Annotated in this window: 17 protein-coding genes; 10 read left to right on the top strand and 7 right to left on the bottom strand. The window is 42.4% G+C overall.

Annotated elements, in window-relative coordinates; genetic code table 11:
- Window positions 1-6: 6 nt before the first annotated feature.
- Entirely contained in the window at window positions 7-762 is a 756-nt protein-coding gene (hisF, locus tag B050_RS0107510; RefSeq protein WP_018473291.1) for an imidazole glycerol phosphate synthase subunit HisF, read from the top strand.
- A gap of 32 nt (window positions 763-794) precedes the next feature.
- The gene (hisIE, locus tag B050_RS0107515) at window positions 795-1,403 is read left to right on the top strand and encodes a bifunctional phosphoribosyl-AMP cyclohydrolase/phosphoribosyl-ATP diphosphatase HisIE (protein WP_018473292.1); all 609 of its coding nucleotides are present in this window, start codon (window positions 795-797) and stop codon (window positions 1,401-1,403) included.
- A gap of 239 nt (window positions 1,404-1,642) precedes the next feature.
- Here hisIE and B050_RS0107520 read toward each other — a convergent pair whose 3' ends face one another.
- Window positions 1,643-2,959: a S41 family peptidase gene (locus tag B050_RS0107520; protein ID WP_026235722.1), complete on the bottom strand. Its 1,317-nt coding sequence runs from the start codon at window positions 2,957-2,959 to the stop codon at window positions 1,643-1,645.
- A 256-nt stretch (window positions 2,960-3,215) separates the two neighbouring features.
- Between B050_RS0107520 and B050_RS0107525 the strand changes: the two genes are divergently transcribed.
- Together B050_RS0107525 and B050_RS0107530 are read left to right on the top strand one after the other, a co-directional pair.
- Window positions 3,216-3,881 carry a TetR/AcrR family transcriptional regulator gene (locus B050_RS0107525; protein WP_018473294.1) on the top strand — a complete coding sequence of 222 codons (666 nt, stop codon included), beginning with the start codon at window positions 3,216-3,218 and terminating at the stop codon, window positions 3,879-3,881.
- A 12-nt stretch (window positions 3,882-3,893) separates the two neighbouring features.
- The gene (locus tag B050_RS0107530; protein ID WP_018473295.1) at window positions 3,894-5,207 is read left to right on the top strand and encodes an ABC1 kinase family protein; all 1,314 of its coding nucleotides are present in this window, start codon (window positions 3,894-3,896) and stop codon (window positions 5,205-5,207) included.
- 244 nt (window positions 5,208-5,451) lie between these two features.
- On the opposite strand, the gene B050_RS0107535 is transcribed toward B050_RS0107530, so the two are convergent.
- Window positions 5,452-6,642, bottom strand: coding sequence for a PQQ-dependent sugar dehydrogenase (locus B050_RS0107535; RefSeq protein ID WP_018473296.1), 1,191 nt, complete (start codon window positions 6,640-6,642; stop codon window positions 5,452-5,454).
- A gap of 347 nt (window positions 6,643-6,989) precedes the next feature.
- Here B050_RS0107535 and B050_RS0107540 point away from each other — a divergent pair, with 347 nt between their 5' ends.
- Together B050_RS0107540 and B050_RS0107545 are read left to right on the top strand one after the other, a co-directional pair.
- Complete coding sequence (locus B050_RS0107540; protein ID WP_018473297.1) at window positions 6,990-8,912, top strand: ABC-F family ATP-binding cassette domain-containing protein; 1,923 nt, start codon at window positions 6,990-6,992, stop codon at window positions 8,910-8,912.
- A gap of 104 nt (window positions 8,913-9,016) precedes the next feature.
- Window positions 9,017-10,279: a type IX secretion system plug protein gene (locus tag B050_RS0107545; protein WP_018473298.1), complete on the top strand. Its 1,263-nt coding sequence runs from the start codon at window positions 9,017-9,019 to the stop codon at window positions 10,277-10,279.
- A 40-nt stretch (window positions 10,280-10,319) separates the two neighbouring features.
- On the opposite strand, the gene cas6 is transcribed toward B050_RS0107545, so the two are convergent.
- From cas6 to B050_RS0107570, 5 genes are all read right to left on the bottom strand, one after another.
- On the bottom strand, window positions 10,320-11,192 hold the full coding sequence (gene cas6 / locus B050_RS0107550; RefSeq protein WP_026235723.1) for a CRISPR-associated endoribonuclease Cas6: 873 nt from the start codon (window positions 11,190-11,192) through the stop codon (window positions 10,320-10,322).
- A 114-nt stretch (window positions 11,193-11,306) separates the two neighbouring features.
- On the bottom strand, window positions 11,307-12,404 hold the full coding sequence (ychF, locus tag B050_RS0107555; protein ID WP_018473300.1) for a redox-regulated ATPase YchF: 1,098 nt from the start codon (window positions 12,402-12,404) through the stop codon (window positions 11,307-11,309).
- Between the two features lie 12 nt (window positions 12,405-12,416).
- Window positions 12,417-13,502 (bottom strand): AI-2E family transporter, encoded by a 1,086-nt coding sequence (locus B050_RS0107560; RefSeq protein ID WP_018473301.1) that lies wholly within the window; start codon window positions 13,500-13,502, stop codon window positions 12,417-12,419.
- Between the two features lie 130 nt (window positions 13,503-13,632).
- Complete coding sequence (locus B050_RS0107565) at window positions 13,633-13,977, bottom strand: DUF3276 family protein (protein ID WP_018473302.1); 345 nt, start codon at window positions 13,975-13,977, stop codon at window positions 13,633-13,635.
- Between the two features lie 197 nt (window positions 13,978-14,174).
- Window positions 14,175-14,522, bottom strand: coding sequence for a 4Fe-4S dicluster domain-containing protein (locus tag B050_RS0107570; protein ID WP_018473303.1), 348 nt, complete (start codon window positions 14,520-14,522; stop codon window positions 14,175-14,177).
- 385 nt (window positions 14,523-14,907) lie between these two features.
- On the opposite strand from B050_RS0107570, the gene B050_RS0107575 reads away from it, so the two are divergent.
- The 4 genes from B050_RS0107575 (at window position 14,908) to B050_RS0107590 (ending at window position 20,067) form a co-directional block, all read left to right on the top strand.
- Window positions 14,908-15,924 carry an acyl-CoA reductase gene (locus B050_RS0107575; RefSeq protein ID WP_018473304.1) on the top strand — a complete coding sequence of 339 codons (1,017 nt, stop codon included), beginning with the start codon at window positions 14,908-14,910 and terminating at the stop codon, window positions 15,922-15,924.
- Window positions 15,925-16,189: 265 nt separating this feature from the next.
- Window positions 16,190-18,463, top strand: coding sequence for an aconitate hydratase (locus B050_RS0107580; RefSeq protein WP_018473305.1), 2,274 nt, complete (start codon window positions 16,190-16,192; stop codon window positions 18,461-18,463).
- A gap of 273 nt (window positions 18,464-18,736) precedes the next feature.
- Window positions 18,737-19,348 (top strand): hypothetical protein, encoded by a 612-nt coding sequence (locus B050_RS0107585; protein WP_018473306.1) that lies wholly within the window; start codon window positions 18,737-18,739, stop codon window positions 19,346-19,348.
- A gap of 2 nt (window positions 19,349-19,350) precedes the next feature.
- Window positions 19,351-20,067: a DUF2490 domain-containing protein gene (locus B050_RS0107590; RefSeq protein WP_018473307.1), complete on the top strand. Its 717-nt coding sequence runs from the start codon at window positions 19,351-19,353 to the stop codon at window positions 20,065-20,067.
- Window positions 20,068-20,113 lie beyond the last annotated feature (46 nt).

Below are 20,113 nucleotides of genomic sequence, written 5' to 3' on the forward strand. Positions count from 1 at the left end.
AAAACTATGCTGACGAAAAGAATAATACCCTGTCTGGACATCAAGGACGGTAGAACGGTAAAAGGGGTGAATTTTGTGGATCTGAGAGATGCGGGTGATCCTGTGGAACTTGCCAAGGTATATTCTGATGAAGGCGCCGATGAACTGGTTTTTTTGGATATTACGGCCACGGTCGATAAGCGAAAGACCCTTGCCGAATTGGTCACCAGAGTAGCAAAAGCCATTAATATTCCCTTTACTGTGGGCGGAGGAATCTCCACCGTGGAGGATGTGAAAGTCCTTCTCAATGCTGGCGCAGATAAGATTTCTATCAACTCTGCAGCCGTTAAAAGACCGGAAGTTATAAACGAAATGGCGGCGGAATTTGGAAGTCAATGCATTGTGGTGGCTATTGATACAAGGAATGTGGATGGGATTGATTTTGTCCATACTCATGGTGGTAGAAAAGCCACCTTGCTGAAAACCCAGGACTGGGCTAAGGAAGTAGCGGAGCGTGGAGCAGGGGAGATTTTGCTTACTAGTATGGACCACGATGGGACCAAAGCTGGTTTTGCCAATGACCTCACCAGTGAAATATCCGCCATGCTGAGCATTCCAGTGATTGCCTCCGGTGGGGCTGGGAACATGCCTCACTTTGAGGATGTCTTTACCGCTGGCAAAGCTGATGCTGCCCTTGCAGCAAGTATATTTCACTTTAAGGAAATTGGAATTCCTGAGCTGAAAAATTATCTGAATGATCACGGCGTCAATGCACGCCTCTAACTAATAAATGCGGTAACGCAAATAGATCTGAAATGGAAGAATTACAAATAGATTTTGATAAAGTAAACGGCTTAGTTCCCGCAGTAATACAGGATGCATTGAGCCAGAAAGTGCTGATGCTGGGGTATATGAATGAAGAAGCCCTAAAACAAACTCAAGAATCCGGCAAAGTAACCTTCTATAGCCGCACCAAACAGCGCCTATGGACCAAGGGAGAAACCTCAGGTAATTTCCTCTTCGTCAAAGAAATGGCCATTGATTGCGATAAAGATACTCTCCTTATCAAAGTCAGCCCAGTGGGTCCCGTTTGCCATACCGGTGCAGACACTTGTTTTGATGAGATAAACACCTCCAAAACTGGCTTCATTGATAAGCTAAGAGCCATCATTAAGGATCGTAAAAATAATCCTTCTGACCAATCCTATACCGCCTCTTTATTTGCCAAAGGCATAAATAAAGTGGCCCAAAAGGTAGGAGAGGAAGCCGTGGAGATCGTAATCGAAGCGAAGGATGATAATAAAGACTTATTTATGGGAGAAGCTGCCGACCTTATGTATCATTATTTGGTCCTTCTGGAAGCAAAAGGCTATGAATTGGATGAGGTAATGGAAGTGCTCATTGATCGCCATCAGAAGAAATAGATTTATCGATATTCTTTATAATCACTAAAGCCTGAAGATTCCTCCTCAGGCTTTTTTGTTGCTATCTCGGTTGATTTTTTGGACGTGCTATCCTTGCTTTGAAGAGCCGTATCCGAAAACCTATTGATTCTGAATAGGCTGAATTTCAGGGAATCGATTAGTCGGGTTTTGATGAGTCTAGGTTTCCGGCTTAAGTACCAGAAACAGGTGAAAGTAACATTCGAAAAACCTTTATAAGTTTAATAAACGGGGAATTCCTGCTGCAAACCGGTGAAATCATCGATCATCTCCCATTGGGGAGGACTTAGATCTTGCCGTGCATTGAAGGGGAAACTTCCTGTCCTGATATACTGAAGAGCGGCGTTTAGTCGGGGCTCCTCCGGATCTGCCCATGGAAAAGATACTCCATCTTGCGCAGCATAATCCACGGGTAAGCCTTCAAAATAATCAGCTTTTCCATTTGCATTGGCGGTGGAGAAGGTGATTGGCACGAGTTCAATTCCATTATTTTCCAGGAATTTATTGAAGCCAGATACAGGAAAAGCGCCTACAGGTTTTCCATATGTTTTTTGACCGATCAATTTTACCTCCATATAAGGACTGAGGCAGTTGATAGACAATTCACTGGCAGATGCTGAACTGCCAGATACGATGAAGAATATCCTACTGAGGTCCAGGCCGCCGGTTTTAGTAAATCGCACTTCACCATTCATCTCCTCCTTATTGCGATTATGAATATCGGTATACATGACCTGTCCCTTCGCAGAGATAGGAGCGAGATAATTCATCAGCTGCTCCGCAACGCGCACCGATCCGCCGCCATTATACCTCAGATCCACGATCATTTCATCCACCTGCTCCTTTTCGAAATAGTCAAAAGCCTCCTTTACTTCCTGGCTTTGAGTGGGGCTGAGGCCCGCGGTAGCCTTGAAACTATTATACGCCAGGTAGCCAATGCGCTTATTTTCCAGGGAAATTGTGGAGCGATTCAGGACGGAGTTGGCTTGATAGGCCGCTTTGCTAATGCTGCGATTGGTGAGCGATCCATCGGGAAGTTCAAAGGTGAAGGAATTGCTGATCCCCGCCTCTGCGGGTCCCAATTGGAAGTTATAGCCAGTGGAAGTCTTATAATCGGCAACTGGTCTCCCATTGACCTGAATGACTTTCCAGCCACGTTGCCAGCCATCTTTTCCCGCTGGCGACTCGCTATAGACAAAGGAAAGGTATAAATCTTGTTTTTGATCGATTGCCCAGCCGAAGCCATGGCCACTGTTCTGCCCAGTAAAGGCCTGATCAAAAGCCTGCGGAGTCGTCAAATAAGACCAGCGATCAAAGGGCTTATACTTAATCGCTTCCAATAAAGCCTCATAGGAATTGTACTGATCGTAATCTACTCTCTGTGGCAGCTGGTCATTCCAATAGTACCATTCCTGCATAGAGGCGGTGATGGCAGTCTTGATATAGGCATCCGCAAATCTTGGGTCTTCAGTATCCTCATTGCATGATGCAGATAGTGTCAGGATGAATAGCCAAAGGATGATTTTAGAATTTTTCATAGTGGAGAAACAGCCAGCTTTTGGCAAGGCCATGAGGATTGATACGAAGGATGATAGGCAAATGGTTTGTTTTTGATGGTTTAATGGTGGAAAGAAAGAGGAAAATGATCCCTCAGTGCTTAATTTCAAATTAGATTGTCAAAACGAAAACCATCATTGGCTTTTTGATGTTTATCATAAGGAAGCTAAGGATAGCCGAATATTTTATCTATCAATGGCTTATAACTAAGGTCTTGCCACAATTATATTCAATATTATGGAAAAAGTAGCACCAAAGAAAACCAGCAAAGTGGATAAACGAGCAAAAATCATCTCTTCCTTCAAAATGTATATTTTGGAAAATGGGAAAGCGCCTGTTTCCGTATTTAAATTTTGCAGGGATATAAAAATCAAAGAAGCAGAATTCTATGCTTACTTCCCTAATTTCAATGCCATAAAAGGGGCTGTTTGGCAGGAGATATTTTCCAATACCTTAAGCATCCTTCGGGCCGAACCTGTATATAATGAGTATTCCTCCCGGGAGAAATTACTGGCTTTTTTCTATACTTGGATCGAGGAATTGAAGCATAATCGGAGCTATTTATTGGCTATCTATGATACGGAGGGTTTACCGCCCAAGTCTCTCCCAGAAGAGCTGAGAGGTTTTAGGGAGGATTTTAAGGCTTACGCCAAGGAGGTGATTAAGGAAGGAGAGGAATCGGAAGAGATAGCGCAGCGGCCATATATCACCGACAAATACGATGAGGCAGTCTGGCTTCAGGTGATGTTCCTGTTCCGCTTTTGGATCAAGGATCAGTCTGCGGGATTTGAGAAAACCGACCAGGCCATTGAGAAATCCGTCAATTTTGCTTTTGACCTTATGGGCAAAAGTGCCTTGGATAGTTTTGTCGATTTTGCAAAATTTCTTTATCAGTCAAGATAAAATACAAGAATCGTGGAAAAGAAAGAGCAGGGAAGTATTCCGGTGGGCAAGGTTCAGCGTGCCGCCAAATTTATAAAGACTGGAGCGAAAGTAGGAGGGAACTATGTAAAGCACTATGCCCGCAAGATAGGCGACCCTTCGGTCTCCAGGGATCAGCTAGATGAGGAGAATGCCAATGATATCTATTCCTCCCTCAGTGAGCTGAAGGGCAGCGCACTTAAAGTGGCGCAGATGATGTCTATGGATAAGAATATGCTTCCCAAAGCCTATCAGGATCAATTTGCCATGGCCCAATACAGCGCTCCACCGCTTTCTTACCCTTTGGTGGTGAAGACCTTTATGAAGTATTTCGGTAAATCTCCCGATCAGATATTCGATACCTTCAGTCGCTCTGCTGTGAATGCTGCCTCCATTGGTCAGGTGCATCAGGCCACGCTGAAGGACCAAAAACTTGCTGTGAAAATCCAATATCCAGGTGTGGCTGATAGTGTTACCTCTGACTTGCGACTCGTAAGGCCCTTCGCCCTGAGGCTTCTAAATATGAGTGAGAAAGAGCTGAATCACTATATGGGAGAAGTGGAGGAGCGATTGCTCGAAGAAACTGACTACCTCCTGGAGGTAAGGCGATCGCTGGAGATTTCGCAGGAATGCGCCCACATCCCTCATCTGAGATTCCCGGATTATTATCCGGATCTGAGTAGCGAGCGCATTATCACCATGGATTGGCTGGAGGGTATGCATATTAAGGAATGGCTGCTGACTCAGCCTTCTCAGCAAGCGAGGAATCAATTTGGGCAAGCTTTATGGGATTTTTACCATCATCAGGTTCATGAGCTCAAGCAAGTGCATGCCGACCCACATCCGGGAAATTTCATCATGATGAATGACGGGAATCTGGGGATTATTGATTTCGGTTGTGTGAAGGTGATTCCGGAGGATTTTTATCAAGGCTATTTTAGCCTGATCAAAAAAGAGCTGGTGGCGGATAAAGCCGAGCTGGATAAGATATTTTATGATCTTGAATTCATTTCGGATTTGGACAGCCCTGAGGAGAAGAGGTTCTTCAAGGAGATCTTTAAGGAAATGATTTCCCTTATTGGAAGGCCTTTTCATCAGGATCGATTTGATTTTGCAGACGACTCCTATTTTGACCAGATCTATGCACTTAGTGATAGAGTGTCCAATGATAAGATGTTTAAAAAATCCCGCCAGGCTAGAGGGTCAAAGCATGGTTTATATGTAAATAGAACCTATTTTGGCTTATATAGTCTGCTTAATCAATTGAGGGCGGAGGTCATCACGACTAAGCCTCAGTGGCTGAAGTAGTCCCTCCTCATTTGCTCTATTTTGGTGGGGTTTCGCTGGAAACCCTAAGGTGCCTTAGGCTCAAAAGCGTTTAAAATACTTATAAGTATTACCATAGATAATTAATAGAAAGTAAAAGAGCTAAGTTGAATTAAATCAGCTTAGCTCTTTTTTTTGTCTCTTTGGATGATCATTTTATGGTGATCAGTAATTTGTATTTGCGCCACGGCGCAAAGTAGATAAACCCAACTGAGGGAGAAGGGTATTATTTCGAATAAGATATTCTATAAATACAATTTGCCATATCGTCAGAGACGAGTAAGCTTCCATCCGCTAATTCCTGGACATCTACCGGTCTGCCCCACACTTCCTGGCTTTCCTCATCCAGCCATCCAGAGGCAAAGGTGCTTTCTCCTTTAGTATCATTTCCATCCATCGCGATAGAAGTGACGACATACCCACTCTTTTTGCTTCTATTCCACGATCCATGTTTAGCGATGAATATGGATTTGGAGAAGCTGTCGGGGAACATACTTCCCTCATAGAACCTCATTCCCAGAGGGGCCACATGTGGTCCTAGGGTAGTTACGGGTGCGATATAGGCGGACTCGTCTTTGCCTTGGTCTCCAAATTCCGGATCTTTCACATTTCCCTGGTGCCAGTAAGGGTAGCCATAATGTAGGCCTTCTTCAGTGATGACGTTAAGCTCGCATTCGGGGGTGTCATCACCCATATTATCACGGCCATTATCCGTAAACCAAAGTTTCCCTGTGTTGGGATGCCAATCAAATCCAACGGTATTCCGTACGCCATGAGCCACGATTTCCGGACTTGGATTTTCTGCTGTCACATCTAATTTGGTGATGCTAGCGAAGATTTCCTCCTCCGATTCACAGATATTGCAGGGGGCTCCCACGGGGATATAGAGCTGTCCATCAGGACCAAAAGCTATGAATTTCCAGCCATGGTGGCCTTCTGTTGGGTATTGGTCATAGATTACCTCAAAGCTGGGGTCTGCAAGGTGATTTTTGATATCAGGGAATTTTAGGATGCGACTGACTTCTGCCACATAGAGGTCGCCATCTTTATAGGCCACGCCATTTGGCATATTGAGGTCCTCTGCGAGGGTATAGCGGTAATTTGCTTTGCCATCTCCGTCGCTATCGATCAGTGCATAGACATTTTTTTCTTGGCGATTGCCCACAAAGACGATCCCGTTGTCCGAGACGGCCATGGATCGGGCGTTTGGTACATTGGCGGCCCATACATCTATGGAAAAGTTTTCGGGAAGCTGGATAGTTTCGAGCTTTACCTCGGCAGTATCTTGGCTGATGTCCTTCCTATTGTTCCCTTCAGGGGCTTCAGGAAGACTTATAGAATCTTCTGTTTTAGAATCACATGCCCAAAGTAGCATGCCTGCTCCAATAGCACTCAAGATTGTTTTTTGATAGTTCATAAGATTTGGGGGTCTGTTTTCGGGGCTATAACAAGGATCATAGTATAGAAGTTGCCGGGTTGAGGGATTTTTTTAAAGCTGGTCAAAAATTGTTTTGTTAGGTTTCCTAGGGCTTTTGACTGGTAAAAACCTGTGAGGTTAGGCGCTGATATAAGTATAAAAATAAGGATTTCAGGTAAAAATATATGGTTAATGGCTTTATTTCCATGGGCTAGGGTATGATTTTGAGGGCGGAGGATAGTTTATTTTTGGGCCTGTAAGGCCCTAAATCAAAAGAAGGAGGCTAAGCCAATATTAAATTTGGTTTAATGAGGATAGAAACAGAACAGAATCCTTATTTTTGCAGCATGTTATCGATCAATAATTTATCATACTATATAGGGGGGCGTGCTTTGTACGAAAATGCATCCCTACATATCAAGCCAAAAGATAAGATAGGTTTGGTGGGGCTGAATGGAACAGGAAAGTCCACCTTGCTAAAAATCATCAATGGCGATTACCAGCCTTCCAATGGAGAGATCCAAAAGGCCAAGGATTGTACTATTGGCTTTTTGAACCAAGATTTACTGTCTTATCAGTCTGAGGACAGTATTTTGGATGTGGCATTGGAAGCATTTAAGGAAACACTCAATTTGCAGGAGGAGATAGAGGCCGTATTGAAGCAGATGGAGACTGATTATTCAGATGAAATCATAAACCGATTGGCCCAACTTCAAGATAGGTTTGAGGCCAACGAAGGATATACCATTAAGGCCAAAGCCGAGGAAGTGTTGGAGGGAATTGGTTTTTCTACGCCTGATCTTAAGCGTCCCTTGAAGACTTTTTCGGGAGGATGGAGAATGCGGGTGATGTTAGCCAAGCTGCTTTTGGAAAAGCCTTCCTTGCTGATGCTCGATGAACCTACCAACCACCTTGACCTTCCTTCCATCCAATGGGTGGAAAATTACCTCAAGACCTATGAAGGAGCTGTGGTCGTGGTGTCCCACGATCAGACCTTCCTGAACAACTGTATAGATACCACTGTGGAGGTAAGCAGGCAATCTCTGACTACCTATGCTGGTAATTATTCTTTCTATAAGTCTGAGAAGGCCGAAAGAGAGGAGATTCAGCAGAATGCCTTTGAGAATCAGCAGAAGATGATCAAAGATACGGAGCGTTTTATTGAGCGTTTCCGAGCTAAGGCCTCAAAGTCTAATCAGGTGCAGTCACGAGTGAAAGCTCTCGGCCGCATGGATCGGGTGGATGAAGTTATCAACGATAATATCTCTGTAAACTTCAAATTCAAGTTCTCCAAGCAATCTGGCAGAGATGTCATCACGCTAGAGGACGTCTCCAAAGCCTATGGAGACCTTACTATCCTGAAGAATACCACCGCCAGAATAGAGAGAGGAGACAAGATCGCCCTTATTGGAGCCAATGGTAAAGGTAAGTCAACGGTTCTTCGGATTATAGATGGCACTGAGCCGATTAAAGGAGAACGCAAAGAAGGCTATAACGTGATCAAGTCGTTTTTTGCGCAGCATCAGTTAGAAGCTTTGAATGTGAATAATGAGATCCTTCAGGAAATGGTCCAGGCAGGCAGTGATAAGACTGAGACGGAGTTGAGAAATGTTCTTGGCTGCTTCTTATTTACCAATGATGATGCCTTTAAGAAAATTAAGGTCTTGTCCGGAGGGGAAAAATCTAGGGTGGCTTTGGCTAAAACCCTGATCTCTGAGGCCAACTTCCTATTATTGGATGAACCTACCAATCACCTGGATATGCAGTCGGTGAATATTCTTATTCAGGCTTTGCAGCAGTATGAGGGTACCTTCCTGACCGTATCCCACGATAGGCATTTCATCAAAGGTGTGGCGAATAAAATATGGTATATCGAAAACCATGAGATCAAGGAATACCTAGGTACCTATGAGGAGTATGAAGCTTGGAGTGCGAAGCAAACTCCTCAGGCTGCCGTAAGTGCCAAAAAGGAAAAAGTGGCTAAGCCTAAAGTGCCGAAAACCGATACGGAATTCAGCCAGCTTTCCAAAGCCCTAAAGGGTAAGAAAAAGGAAGTATCCGATATGGAGCTGATCATCATGGAGCTAGAGGAGCAAAAAGGAAAAATTGAATCTCAACTGGCAGATCCTAAAGTGTTCGAAGATCAGGATAAATTGGCTTCCTTGAATGATAATTATCAAAAGCTGATCACCAAAGAAAAGAAATTCACGGCTGATTGGGAGAAGCTCTTAGAGGAAGTGGAAGAGCTAGAGATGGAGCTTTCAGAATAAACTTCTATTTAAAGCCGATTTAAAATGCCAGGATGTAAGGTTTACGTCCTGGCATTTTTATTGGTAGTCAGTTTATTATTATCTTGTTACAAATACACGATTTGATGAAGCAAGTACTATTTTTGATTATGATGATTATGCCTCTGGCTCTTCGGGCTCAGGCGGTTTTGGAGGATGAGGTGATGGAGGAAAATATCCAATCTGTCCAGATTTATTGGCAGGGAGCGACTATAAGTGCTCAGATGAATGCGCCCATTGCGCCACTTGGCAGTGCTGGATTGGTGTTGGAATTTGATGATTTGGCTTTTGAGCCGGATCGATACCGCTGTACCTTGATTCATTGCAATGCAGACTGGACCAGCTCTTCCTTGAAGTCTGCAGATTACCTGCGGCAATTTAATGAGTTCAATATCATAAATTACGATTACAGCATCAATACCCGTATTCCTTATGTTCATTATAGCTTTGATATTCCGCCAGTGGCCAAGTCCGGCAACTATATTATCAAGGTATATCGGGAAGGGGCCAAGGATGAAGTAATCCTGACGAGGCGGTTTATGGTATATGAAGAGCAACTAGGGGTAGCAGTGGATTTATTGCCACCTAATCAAAGCCAAAGTAGGAGATCTGGTCAGCAGATCGATGTTATGGTAAATTATGGTGGCCGTGAATTGAAGAATCCTTTGGAGACCGTCACTTTAGTCGTGAGGCAAAACCAACGCTGGGATAATGCTAAGGTGAGCACTAAGCCCTCATTTATCAGAGAAGGGCAAGGGCAATTGGAATATCAATTTTTTGATGGTTCCAATATCTTTGATGCTGGGAATGAGTTCAGGTTTGTGGACTTAAGGTATGTGCGGACCACCGGGCGAAATATCGCTGAGATCAGGATGGAAGAAGATGTGGTATATGCCACCGCAGCGATCAATGAGATAAGAGCGGAGGAGACTTATTTAGAATATTTGGACCTAAATGGCCAGTATATTGTGCAGAATCAGGAGCGTGGCAATCCTCATTTGGAAAGCGAGTATGTTTTGGTGACTTTTAATACCAAATGGCCCAAAGAAGCGGCGCTAAAGCCTTACCTTTTTGGGAAGATGACGAATTGGGGGAGAAGTCCGATGGCGAAGATGGAATGGTCCGAGGGACTTGGTTTGTACCAATCCACGCTTTTACTAAAGCAGGGCTGGTACGATTATCAAGTGGCTTTCCAGACGGAGCAAGGCTGGGACACGATGAGTTTTGAGGGGAGTCATTTTCAGACCGAAAATGAATATGATATTTTGGTTTACTATCGGGAGTTTGGTTCGCGCTATGACGAATTGATAGGATATAGTCGTGTAAACGCAAATAATAGGCGGTTTTAGGTCATAAAAAAAGCCCGGAATTAATTTCCGGGCTTTTTTTTTAATCTTCGCTTTCATCTTTTGAAGATTCAGACGAATTAGATTGCTGTTGTCTGGATCTGTAAGGGACGAAACCTTCGCGCTTAAACTTATAAGGTTCGGTACGTTGACTTGGGGAGTTATTGGCCAGGTCGAGCATACCAAAACCTTTATGAGTAAAGGCGCCTAAACCGCATTTGAAGACGAAGTCTTGCACTTCATGGGCTGCATATAAGGTAAATGGCAGGGTGTAGCCTCTTACTTCATACTTGACATCCATATCATATACGGAGTAGATTCTAGCAAATTTTTTCTGTTGCTCTTTGAGCTTATTTACGTAATTCATATCAGGTACCACCTGGAATTTGAAGAACGATTCCATTTGCTCCTGAGTGTACCATCCGGAGCGTTCCATTCTGGTAAGGGTAGATTCATAGAGCAGATCAGAGAATTCGTCTGTATCTGGGTTAATGAATCGTTTTCCAGAGTCGTCATCGAATGTAGGAGAAAGCAATACGAGCGGAGAGATACAAACGAACTTGTTTGAAGGTTCTAATTCCGGTTCGGATTCTTTTTCGGTGTACTCAGGGGAGATGATGAGGTTTCCTAACTCAATTTTTGGCGTTTTAAATACTTGCTCTAGCAAATAGTCAATAAAGTCTTCATTGGGTGATGAAAGCACTAGGGTAACCAAGCTGGAGTAATAATGAAGGCCACTTCGACTTACTTTGGTCTGACCTTTAAGGCCAGAGAAGTTGAAGTAATTGTAGTTGAAAAACTCTTCACGTCCACCTTTAACGATCAGACCTTTAAGGAATTGGGCCAAGATGTACTGGTGGTGAAAGGGTAAATAAGCGCCTTTGTTCTTTAACGAAAATATCAATCTAATTCTCACGGCATTAAAAATAAAATGTTAAACAATGATTAAATTTTATTATTCTCTGTTAATAGGTATAACGTTATAATAATTAAATCATTCGCAAAATTACAAGAAATTTCGAATATTTTATTATACGTTAAACCTAAAATGCATGATGTCGCCATCTTTCACGACATATTCCTTGCCTTCGATGGCGATTTTACCGTTTTCACGGCATGCACCTTCAGTTTTAAAAGCTTCATAATCGGGTAATTTGATCACTTCAGCTTTGATGAATCCCCGCTCAAAATCAGTGTGGATAACTCCTGCTGCTGCTGGAGCTTTCCAACCTTTGCGGATGGTCCATGCTCGCACTTCCTGCTTGCCGGCTGTAAAATAAGTAATAAGATCTAATAAGGAATAAGCACCGCGAATCAGTTTATAGAGGCCACTTTCCTCCAAACCGTACTCGCCCAAAAACATTTCTTTTTCCTCAGGATCATCAAATTCTGCAATTTGTGATTCGATAGCTGCGCACAGGACAATGACTTCCGCGTGCTCATCTTTCACATTTTCCCTTAATTTCTCTACAAGATCATTACCGGTAAGGATGCTCCCCTCATCGACATTGGCCACATAAAGCACCGGCTTGATGGTAAGCAAATGGATGTCGCGCACGGCCTCCAATTCCTCTTCTTCCACTTCTACCGCACGGGCATTTTTGCCTGCTTCTAAGCCCGCTTTGAATCTTTCTAGGATTTCAAGCTCTTTCCTTGCCTTGGCATCGCCAGACTTGGCTACTTTAAGCAGGCGGCTGATTTTCTTTTCTACCGACTCCAGGTCTTTCAGCTGAAGCTCGGTGTCAATAACTTCCTTATCGAAAAGTGGATCCACTGAGCCAGCAACATGGACCACATTATCATCTTCAAAACATCTGATAACGTGTACAATTGCATCCACCTCACGGATATTAGCTAGGAATTTATTACCTAAACCTTCCCCTTTGCTGGCACCTTTTACCAGTCCTGCAATATCTACAAATTCAATTACTGTAGGCATTACACGCTCTGGAACTACTAGTTTTTCCAAAATCTGAAGTCTGCTGTCAGGAACAGTCACCACTCCCACATTCGGTTCGATGGTACAAAATGGGAAGTTAGCTGCTTCAGCTTTTGCACTACTAAGTGCATTGAATAAGGTTGATTTACCGACGTTGGGAAGCCCAACTATACCACACTGTAAAGCCATTTATTTTACTGCTTATTTTATTTTAAAGATGCGGTACTCTTTATATCCTTTATAAAATTCCTGAATAGAAACTCTGAAAATCGTATAAACTGGAATGGCAAATATCATTCCGAGTACCCCGCCGACTTTGGCACCTGCAAAGATAATAACAAATATTTCAAGTGGATGGGCTTTTACTGATTTCGAGAAAATTAATGGTTGTAAAAATATATTATCAGCAAGCTGTACCACAGAGAATACCGACAATATCTTTAAAACAAATAGGGGCATTTCCTGCGCATCCATATAATCACCAGTAATCAAGCCTACCATTACTCCAAAAGTAGCACCCAATATGGGCCCAGCGTAAGGGATAAGATTGGCCACTGCCGCAAAAACCCCGATAGTGAGTGCATAATCCACTCCCACTATCGCCAAGCCAGTAGAGGCAATCGTGAAAATAGCTATCATCTGTATCAGTAAACCTACCAAATAATTGGAAAGTAGGCGTTCCACCTTATGAAAAGTGGCTACCGACAACTCAAAATATTCATTGGGTACTAAGTTAATAATGTTTCTTCGTAATAAACCATTCTCCAGCAAAAGAAAAAACGAAATAAATACCACCGCCAATACAGATATAAGTACTGTACTGGTCGCATTGATCAGGCCATTGATGAATCCTTGGAAGTTGATCTCGCTAATACTGGCCAAAATAGTACTTTTTACCTGCCCAAATAAATGGCCTGGGGAATTGCTGGTAAGATTTAACCGGATAAGGAATGCTTCAAAATGATCTACTGGCCTTTTTATTTGTTCGTATATAAATTCTATATCCACATTTTGAATGACTTCCACCTGTGCGATGATCAGAGGGATGAAAAGTAGTGTAATGGCGAAGAGCACTAAGCTGATCGTGGCGAAGGAAAACATAATGGCAAACCAACGTGGGATATTGTGACCAAAAATATGGACGCTGCTGATGCGGTTGGTCATAGGGCGTAAGGCCGCAGCAATGACTAAAGAGATAATCAGATAAAAAGCAATATTAGAAAAATACCAGCCCACCAATAATAGTACGACTAGAAATACCAATACCGAAATGATAAGTTTCTGCATGGTGTAAAAATAAAAAAAGATTGAACCCATCCCACTACTGACCAAAGTATTTTTGTGTTCAGATAGGCAGGTATTATAAAATACCTGAAAATAGGTTCAATCTCAGTAATTTTTTAAGATAAAGCAGGACTTAATCCCACTTCAGGTCGTCTCCGAAATTGTTCTCAGAGCTGGTTTCTGTTTCTGCTTCTGCTTCGTATTGAGAAAAGTCAAAATCAGCCATTAATTCATTTTTCACATGGTCAACGGTGTCCTGAAGGGCATCTACGAATTTAGCAAAATCTTCCTTATACAAGAAAATCTTATGCTTTTCATAAACGAAGTTATCATCGCGAATTTTACGTTTACTCTCAGTGATGGTCAGGTAATAGTCGTTAGACCGTGTAGCTTTTACGTCAAAAAAGTAAGTCCTTTTTCCAGCTTTCACTTTTTTAGAGAAAATTTCCTCTCTGTCGTTTCCTTTATGCTCTTCCACTTTCCAAAATTTTAAATTACTTGTTTCAAGGATTTTTTATACGAGTGACAAGTTAAACCAATTCATAATTTAAATTCAAGGTCTTGACAGGTTTTTTTTACTATACAGGTGATTTTTTTGGTCTGCCGCGCAAAAATCAATATAAATCTCTAAAAAATAGGCTAAAAAAAAAGAGTGGCTTGGCCACTCTTTCAATGTTATTCTGCATGTAAGAACTGCTTTTTCAAGAGTAGTTCCTCTTCTGATTCTGGATGGTCAGGATCATCCACACAACAATCGACCGGACAAACAGCCGCACACTGCGGTTCCTCGTGAAAACCGGTACATTCGGTACATTTTCCAGTAACTATATAATAAAACTCATCAGAAACAGCCTCTTGAGGCTCCTCAGCGTCAACTACGGTGCCGTCTTCAAGCTTAACTTCTTTAAGTTCTGTGCCTCCGCCCCAAGTCCACTCGATGCCACCTTCGTAGATCGCAGTGTTTGGACATTCAGGCTCGCATGCACCACAGTTGATGCATTCGTCAGTTATCATTATTGCCATTACAATCTCCTTTTATTATTTCCACTCCAAAATTAAGAAGCATATAACAATATACCAATATAAATGTTGATCCACTGAATAATTTATAATGAATCTATGCTGATCGCGAAATATACATAAGAGCACTTACTTACAAAACACCAGTATTAAGCCCTTAGTACGCCTATATTGTCATTGCTAATGGTGGTTGTTTCAATAATTCAATTCAGGCCAGTAATTACCAGTTAGAATGAATGAAATACCTGTCATACTAAAATACAGTACGGCCTTATGGCGGTAGTTGTTGTATTCATTTGTATCAGGATAATAAGGCTTATGATTTTCAAATTCACTTTTTCTAACTAAAATAAATATCTTTGTGTCTTCACAAAATGGGACATTATAAATGACGGCAAAACAGCGAATAGAGGCATTTATCGCTTTAGGGAATAAGATCGAGGCATGTTCTGACCAGGAGCTTGATGACCTTTTTAGACGGGCTGAAAATAATAATAGCTGGTTTACCCCCGAGCAGGTAAATATGGCGATCAAGGGAATTCGGGAATTACTATTGGAAAAACCACTTTTGCAATGGGCTAATAGGTATTCTTTACCTGATGGCTTTCGAGGTCTCAAAATCGGCGTATTGATGGCGGGAAATATACCAGGGGTAGGTTTCCATGACCTGATGATGGTGCTCCTTGCGGGATACCAAGCGCATGTGAAGCTGAGCTCCAATGACCAGGTGGTGATCAAATGGCTGGTAGCGCAGCTGCGAGAGCTCGCTCCAGAATTAGCGGACCGGGTGTTTTTTGAGGAAATGCTGAAAGCAAAAGATGCCTATATCGCCACTGGAAGTGATAATTCTGCGCGTTATTTTGAATATTATTTTGGGAAATACCCCAGCATCATTCGTAAAAACCGAACATCGGTGGCCGTGCTTAATGGTCAGGAAACCAGTGAGGATTATTTGGCGCTGGCTGGAGACGTATTCCAGTATTTTGGGCTGGGCTGCCGGAATGTCTCCAAGGTTTACCTGAAATCGGAGCAGCAGATCAAGGACTTTTATGATGCTATCGAAGCGTACCAACTCATCACTAGTCAGCATAAATACCTAAATAATTACGATTATAATAAATCAATCTATTTGGTAAATGGTGAGCCTCATCTGGATAATGGCTTCCTATTGACCAAAAATAGCAGCGATCTGGTATCGCCAGTGGCGGTGCTATATTATGAAATATATGAGGAGGCAGAGCAGCTAAAGGCCTTACTATCGGAGCAGGAATCAAAAATCCAGTGTGTGGTGAGCAAAGACGCTTGGTTTGAGGGGAGTTTAGCCTTTGGAGAAGCCCAATGTCCTGGGGTGGAGGACTATGCTGATCATGTAGATACGATGGCCTTTTTGCTGGGTTTGAAATAAAGCCTTGCTTATTCTTTTGTTTTTCAGTACTTTAAGCCTGAGGGTTTTGAGTGAAAATTTCTTAGAAGCCTAACTTTTGGAAGCATGAAGCTCACACATTCATGCTTTCTACATTGACTAAAATAAAGCCCGAGTAAGGGGGTTATTTTAAACCCGTATAAATAAGTAACATTACTTAGGTATTGCTTCCATTTTTCGCCTAAAAATGTATCTTTGCCAACGATTTAACAGAAATCAAGTTATCACTAAAAATAATTCATTTCAAATGGCATTTGATATAGAAATGATCAAGGCAGTGTATGCAAAGTACCCTGAGCGTATAGCTGCTGCCCGTAAGACAGTGGGTAAACCATTGACTTTAGCAGAAAAAATACTTTACGCTCATTTATGGGAAGGTAATGCTACTGAAACCTACGCAAGAGGGAAGTCCTATGTGGATTTTGCTCCTGATAGAGTTGCGATGCAGGATGCAACCGCGCAAATGGCGCTATTGCAATTTATGCAGGCAGGTAAGAAGAAAGTAGCTGTTCCCTCCACGGTGCATTGTGATCACCTGATCTTAGCGCAGAAAGGCGCAAAACAAGATTTGAGAGATTCACTTACTGCCAGTGGTGAGGTATTTAACTTTTTAGAATCTGTTTCTAACAAATACGGAATAGGTTTTTGGAAGCCAGGAGCTGGAATTATTCACCAAGTAGTAATTGAAAATTATGCCTTTCCAGGTGGAATGATGATCGGTACCGATTCTCACACCGTGAATGCAGGTGGACTAGGAATGGTCGCCATCGGTGTAGGTGGTGCAGATGCAGTGGATGTAATGGCCGGTATGGCTTGGGAATTGAAATTCCCTAAGTTGATCGGTGTGAAGCTTACTGGTAAAATGAACGGCTGGACTTCTGCTAAGGATGTCATCCTTAAGGTGGCAGGTATTCTTACCGTAAAAGGTGGTACAGGATGTATCGTTGAATATTTTGGCGAAGGTGCTAAGTCTCTTTCTGCTACTGGTAAAGGAACCATCTGTAATATGGGCGCAGAGATCGGCGCAACCACTTCTACTTTTGGTTATGATGACTCCATGGCCAGGTACTTGAAGTCCACCGGTAGAGAGGATGTAGCCTTGCTAGCTGATGGCATCAAGGAGCACCTGACAGGTGATGATGAAGTATATAGCAATCCTGAAAGCTATTTTGATCAAGTGATCGAAATCGACTTGAGCACTTTAGAGCCTCATATCAATGGTCCATTTACGCCAGATAGAGCTACACCAGTGTCGCAAATCAGAGCTGAAGCAGAGAAAAATGACTGGCCTACCAAAGTAGAATGGGGACTGATCGGTTCTTGTACCAACTCTTCTTATGAAGATTTGGCAAGAGCAAGCTCCATCGCGCAGCAGGCAATTGATAAAAAATTAAAAACCAAAGCAGATTTCGGGATCAACCCAGGGTCTGAGCAGGTGAGATTTACAGCAGATAGAGATGGTCTCTTGAGGATTTTTGAAAATCTTGACGCCACCATCTTTACCAATGCCTGTGGACCATGTATCGGTCAGTGGGCTAGAACTGGTGCTGATAAGCAGGAGAAAAATACCATCGTTCACTCTTTCAATAGAAACTTCTCTAAAAGAGCCGATGGTAATCCAAATACTCACGCATTTGTGACCTCTCCAGAAATGGTAGCCGCCATCGCGATTTCAGGTGATCTAGGCTTTAATCCACTTACGGATACCTTATTAAATGAAGATGGTGTAGAGGTGAAGCTTGACCCGCCAGTAGGTGATGAGCTTCCGGAAAAAGGATTTGCCGTAGAAGATAATGGTTACCAAGAGCCAGCATTGGATGGTTCCGGAGTAGAAGTTATCGTAAACGTGGATTCTAAGCGTCTTCAATTATTGGAGCCATTTGAGCCTTGGAATGGTCATAATATTACAGGAGCCAAATTGCTGATCAAAGCTTTTGGCAAGTGTACCACCGATCACATCTCCATGGCTGGCCCTTGGTTGAGGTTCCGTGGTCACCTTGATAATATCTCTGACAACTGCCTAATCGGCGCTGTGAATGCCTTCAATGAGCAAACCAATTCTGTAAAAAGCCAGCTAACTGGTGAGTATGGTCCTGTGCCAGCCACCGCCAGAGGGTATAAGGCTGCGGGCGTTCCTACGATCGTCGTTGGTGATCATAATTACGGAGAGGGTTCTTCTCGTGAGCATGCTGCCATGGAGCCTAGACACCTAGGTGTCAAAGCGGTTTTGGTGAAGTCTTTTGCACGAATTCATGAAACTAACCTTAAGAAGCAAGGTATGCTTGGTCTTACCTTCGCCAATGAGGCTGACTATGATAAAGTTAAGGAAGATGATACCATCAACTTCCTGGATTTAGATCAGTTCGCTCCTGAAAAACCACTCGCTATCGAATTCGTTCATAGCGATGGCTCTAAGGATGTAATCCTGGCTAATCATAGCTATAATGATGCTCAGATTGGTTGGTTCAAAGCAGGATCTGCATTGAACCTGATCAAGACAGAACAGAAGAAAAATGCTTAATTAAAGCATAGTTTACTTATTTTAAAGCCTGAAGGTATTCTTCAGGCTTTTTTGTTTTTATCGTAGACTATTGTTAATTAAGCGTTTCTGAATAATAGTAGGCTTAAAGATGTGATTAGACATTCTCCTGCTTTCCTCTATTTCGTTGTATTATTTGATGATAAAATCGCTGTCTAATTGAGAATAGCTGTGTTTATTGGTGAATCTTACTGAAAAATAGTATATATTCATAGAGCTAAAAAGAAGGTTGTACCTGTTGAGGAATTGATTTATATGAAAAGTAAACTACTGGTCTTGATAGGCCTAATGATTTATACACTGTCTGTGCAGGCTCAGGATACGATTCCTCAGAAGCAGGAATCAGAGATTAGTATATCTCAGGATGACTTTCCCCAAAATGCCATAACCTTGCTTCAGCATGTCTCTGAGGTTGATAAGATTAAGTTTTTCCAAAGGCAACCTTCGGATGGGGAGGAGATATATGAAGCCAAATTGAAACTCAAAGGTCATGAATACAATGCGTCTTTTGATTCGGTGGGGACGCTGCGGACCGTGGAAGTACAGATAGATTATAAGGAGATTTCTCCTGATAGTACCGCTGCTGCCGTAAAACAATATTTTGAGGATGATTTTCAAAAAATGAGGGTGCTGAGTACCACCAAAAAGTTCTTTCCCGCGGGACCAGGACTAGAGATTGACACTGTTATTGAGTCGATTCAGAAAGGAGAGGTGAATACTTTTCTTATCGTAAAATACCAGGTTCAGGTGTCTGGTCAGAGGAAATCTGCTCCTGCCACCATATATGATGTGACTTTCGATCATTTGGGAGTTTTTGAAAAAATGCAGCAAGTGGAGCTTCATAATATGGAAAATATTATTTTTTAGTAATGAAAAGATGGTTTCTATTAGTTTATATCTGTTTTCAAATAATCCATAATGGCTATGGCCAGGGAGGAAAATACCTTGGTGGAGAGCTTGAAACAGCCTATACCCAGGAACTAAAAAAGGGTTGGATGTTAAATGGGAAGTTGTACCTTAAGATGTTTTGGTTTAAGGATGAAAATGAAGTCAGTGAAGAGAGTGATGAAGTAGCTGATCTGAATAATCTCAGACTTTCATTTACCGTGGCAAGGCAGCATTCCCCGTTTTTTTCATATGGTTTTGGCTACCTTTATGGCGGTCAGCAAGCCTTTACAGGTGATTTTACACCAGAAAATAGACTTTTTCAGCAAGTAACCTTCTCGCAGTTGGTGAGAGGAAAAGCACGACTATCGGAGCAGATTAAGTTGGAAGAGCGATTTTTTGAATCCGGAAATAGAATGCGCTTGAGGGGAAAATTTGCCTATGAAATGCCCCTTCAGGGAAAAAATGTAGATCTAGGCGAATGGTATCTTTTGGGAGTATATGAGCCTCTCTTTGATCTGAGGCCTGAAGAGGAACGAAACGCGCTCTTATACGAGCATAGATTCCAAATTAACCTGGGGAAATATACTTTGAAACAAAAGAAGATAGAGTACGGCGTAGGCTATTACCTGTCCACGGTAAGCAAAGCCGGTGATAAACAGGAGTTTTGGTTGGTTAGATTAGGGATATTCTTAAATTAATTATGTATTTTGTACTATAATATGCTTTAGGCACGTTTTGTGTATC

Source organism: Echinicola pacifica DSM 19836 (assembly GCF_000373245.1).
Lineage (GTDB): Bacteria > Bacteroidota > Bacteroidia > Cytophagales > Cyclobacteriaceae > Echinicola > Echinicola pacifica.

What these genes read in the sequence shown, in the direction of transcription:
- hisF (WP_018473291.1), top strand. Translation starts at nt 7, where the DNA reads ATGCTGACGAAAAGAATAATACCCTGTCTGGACATCAAGGACGGTAGA.
- hisIE (WP_018473292.1), top strand. Translation starts at nt 795, where the DNA reads ATGGAAGAATTACAAATAGATTTTGATAAAGTAAACGGCTTAGTTCCC.
- B050_RS0107520 (WP_026235722.1), bottom strand. Translation starts at nt 2,959, where the DNA reads ATGAAAAATTCTAAAATCATCCTTTGGCTATTCATCCTGACACTATCT.
- B050_RS0107525 (WP_018473294.1), top strand. Translation starts at nt 3,216, where the DNA reads ATGGAAAAAGTAGCACCAAAGAAAACCAGCAAAGTGGATAAACGAGCA.
- B050_RS0107535 (WP_018473296.1), bottom strand. Translation starts at nt 6,642, where the DNA reads ATGAACTATCAAAAAACAATCTTGAGTGCTATTGGAGCAGGCATGCTA.
- B050_RS0107540 (WP_018473297.1), top strand. Translation starts at nt 6,990, where the DNA reads ATGTTATCGATCAATAATTTATCATACTATATAGGGGGGCGTGCTTTG.
- B050_RS0107545 (WP_018473298.1), top strand. Translation starts at nt 9,017, where the DNA reads ATGAAGCAAGTACTATTTTTGATTATGATGATTATGCCTCTGGCTCTT.
- ychF (WP_018473300.1), bottom strand. Translation starts at nt 12,404, where the DNA reads ATGGCTTTACAGTGTGGTATAGTTGGGCTTCCCAACGTCGGTAAATCA.
- B050_RS0107560 (WP_018473301.1), bottom strand. Translation starts at nt 13,502, where the DNA reads ATGCAGAAACTTATCATTTCGGTATTGGTATTTCTAGTCGTACTATTA.
- B050_RS0107570 (WP_018473303.1), bottom strand. Translation starts at nt 14,522, where the DNA reads ATGGCAATAATGATAACTGACGAATGCATCAACTGTGGTGCATGCGAG.
- B050_RS0107575 (WP_018473304.1), top strand. Translation starts at nt 14,908, where the DNA reads ATGACGGCAAAACAGCGAATAGAGGCATTTATCGCTTTAGGGAATAAG.
- B050_RS0107580 (WP_018473305.1), top strand. Translation starts at nt 16,190, where the DNA reads ATGGCATTTGATATAGAAATGATCAAGGCAGTGTATGCAAAGTACCCT.
- B050_RS0107585 (WP_018473306.1), top strand. Translation starts at nt 18,737, where the DNA reads ATGAAAAGTAAACTACTGGTCTTGATAGGCCTAATGATTTATACACTG.
- B050_RS0107590 (WP_018473307.1), top strand. Translation starts at nt 19,351, where the DNA reads ATGAAAAGATGGTTTCTATTAGTTTATATCTGTTTTCAAATAATCCAT.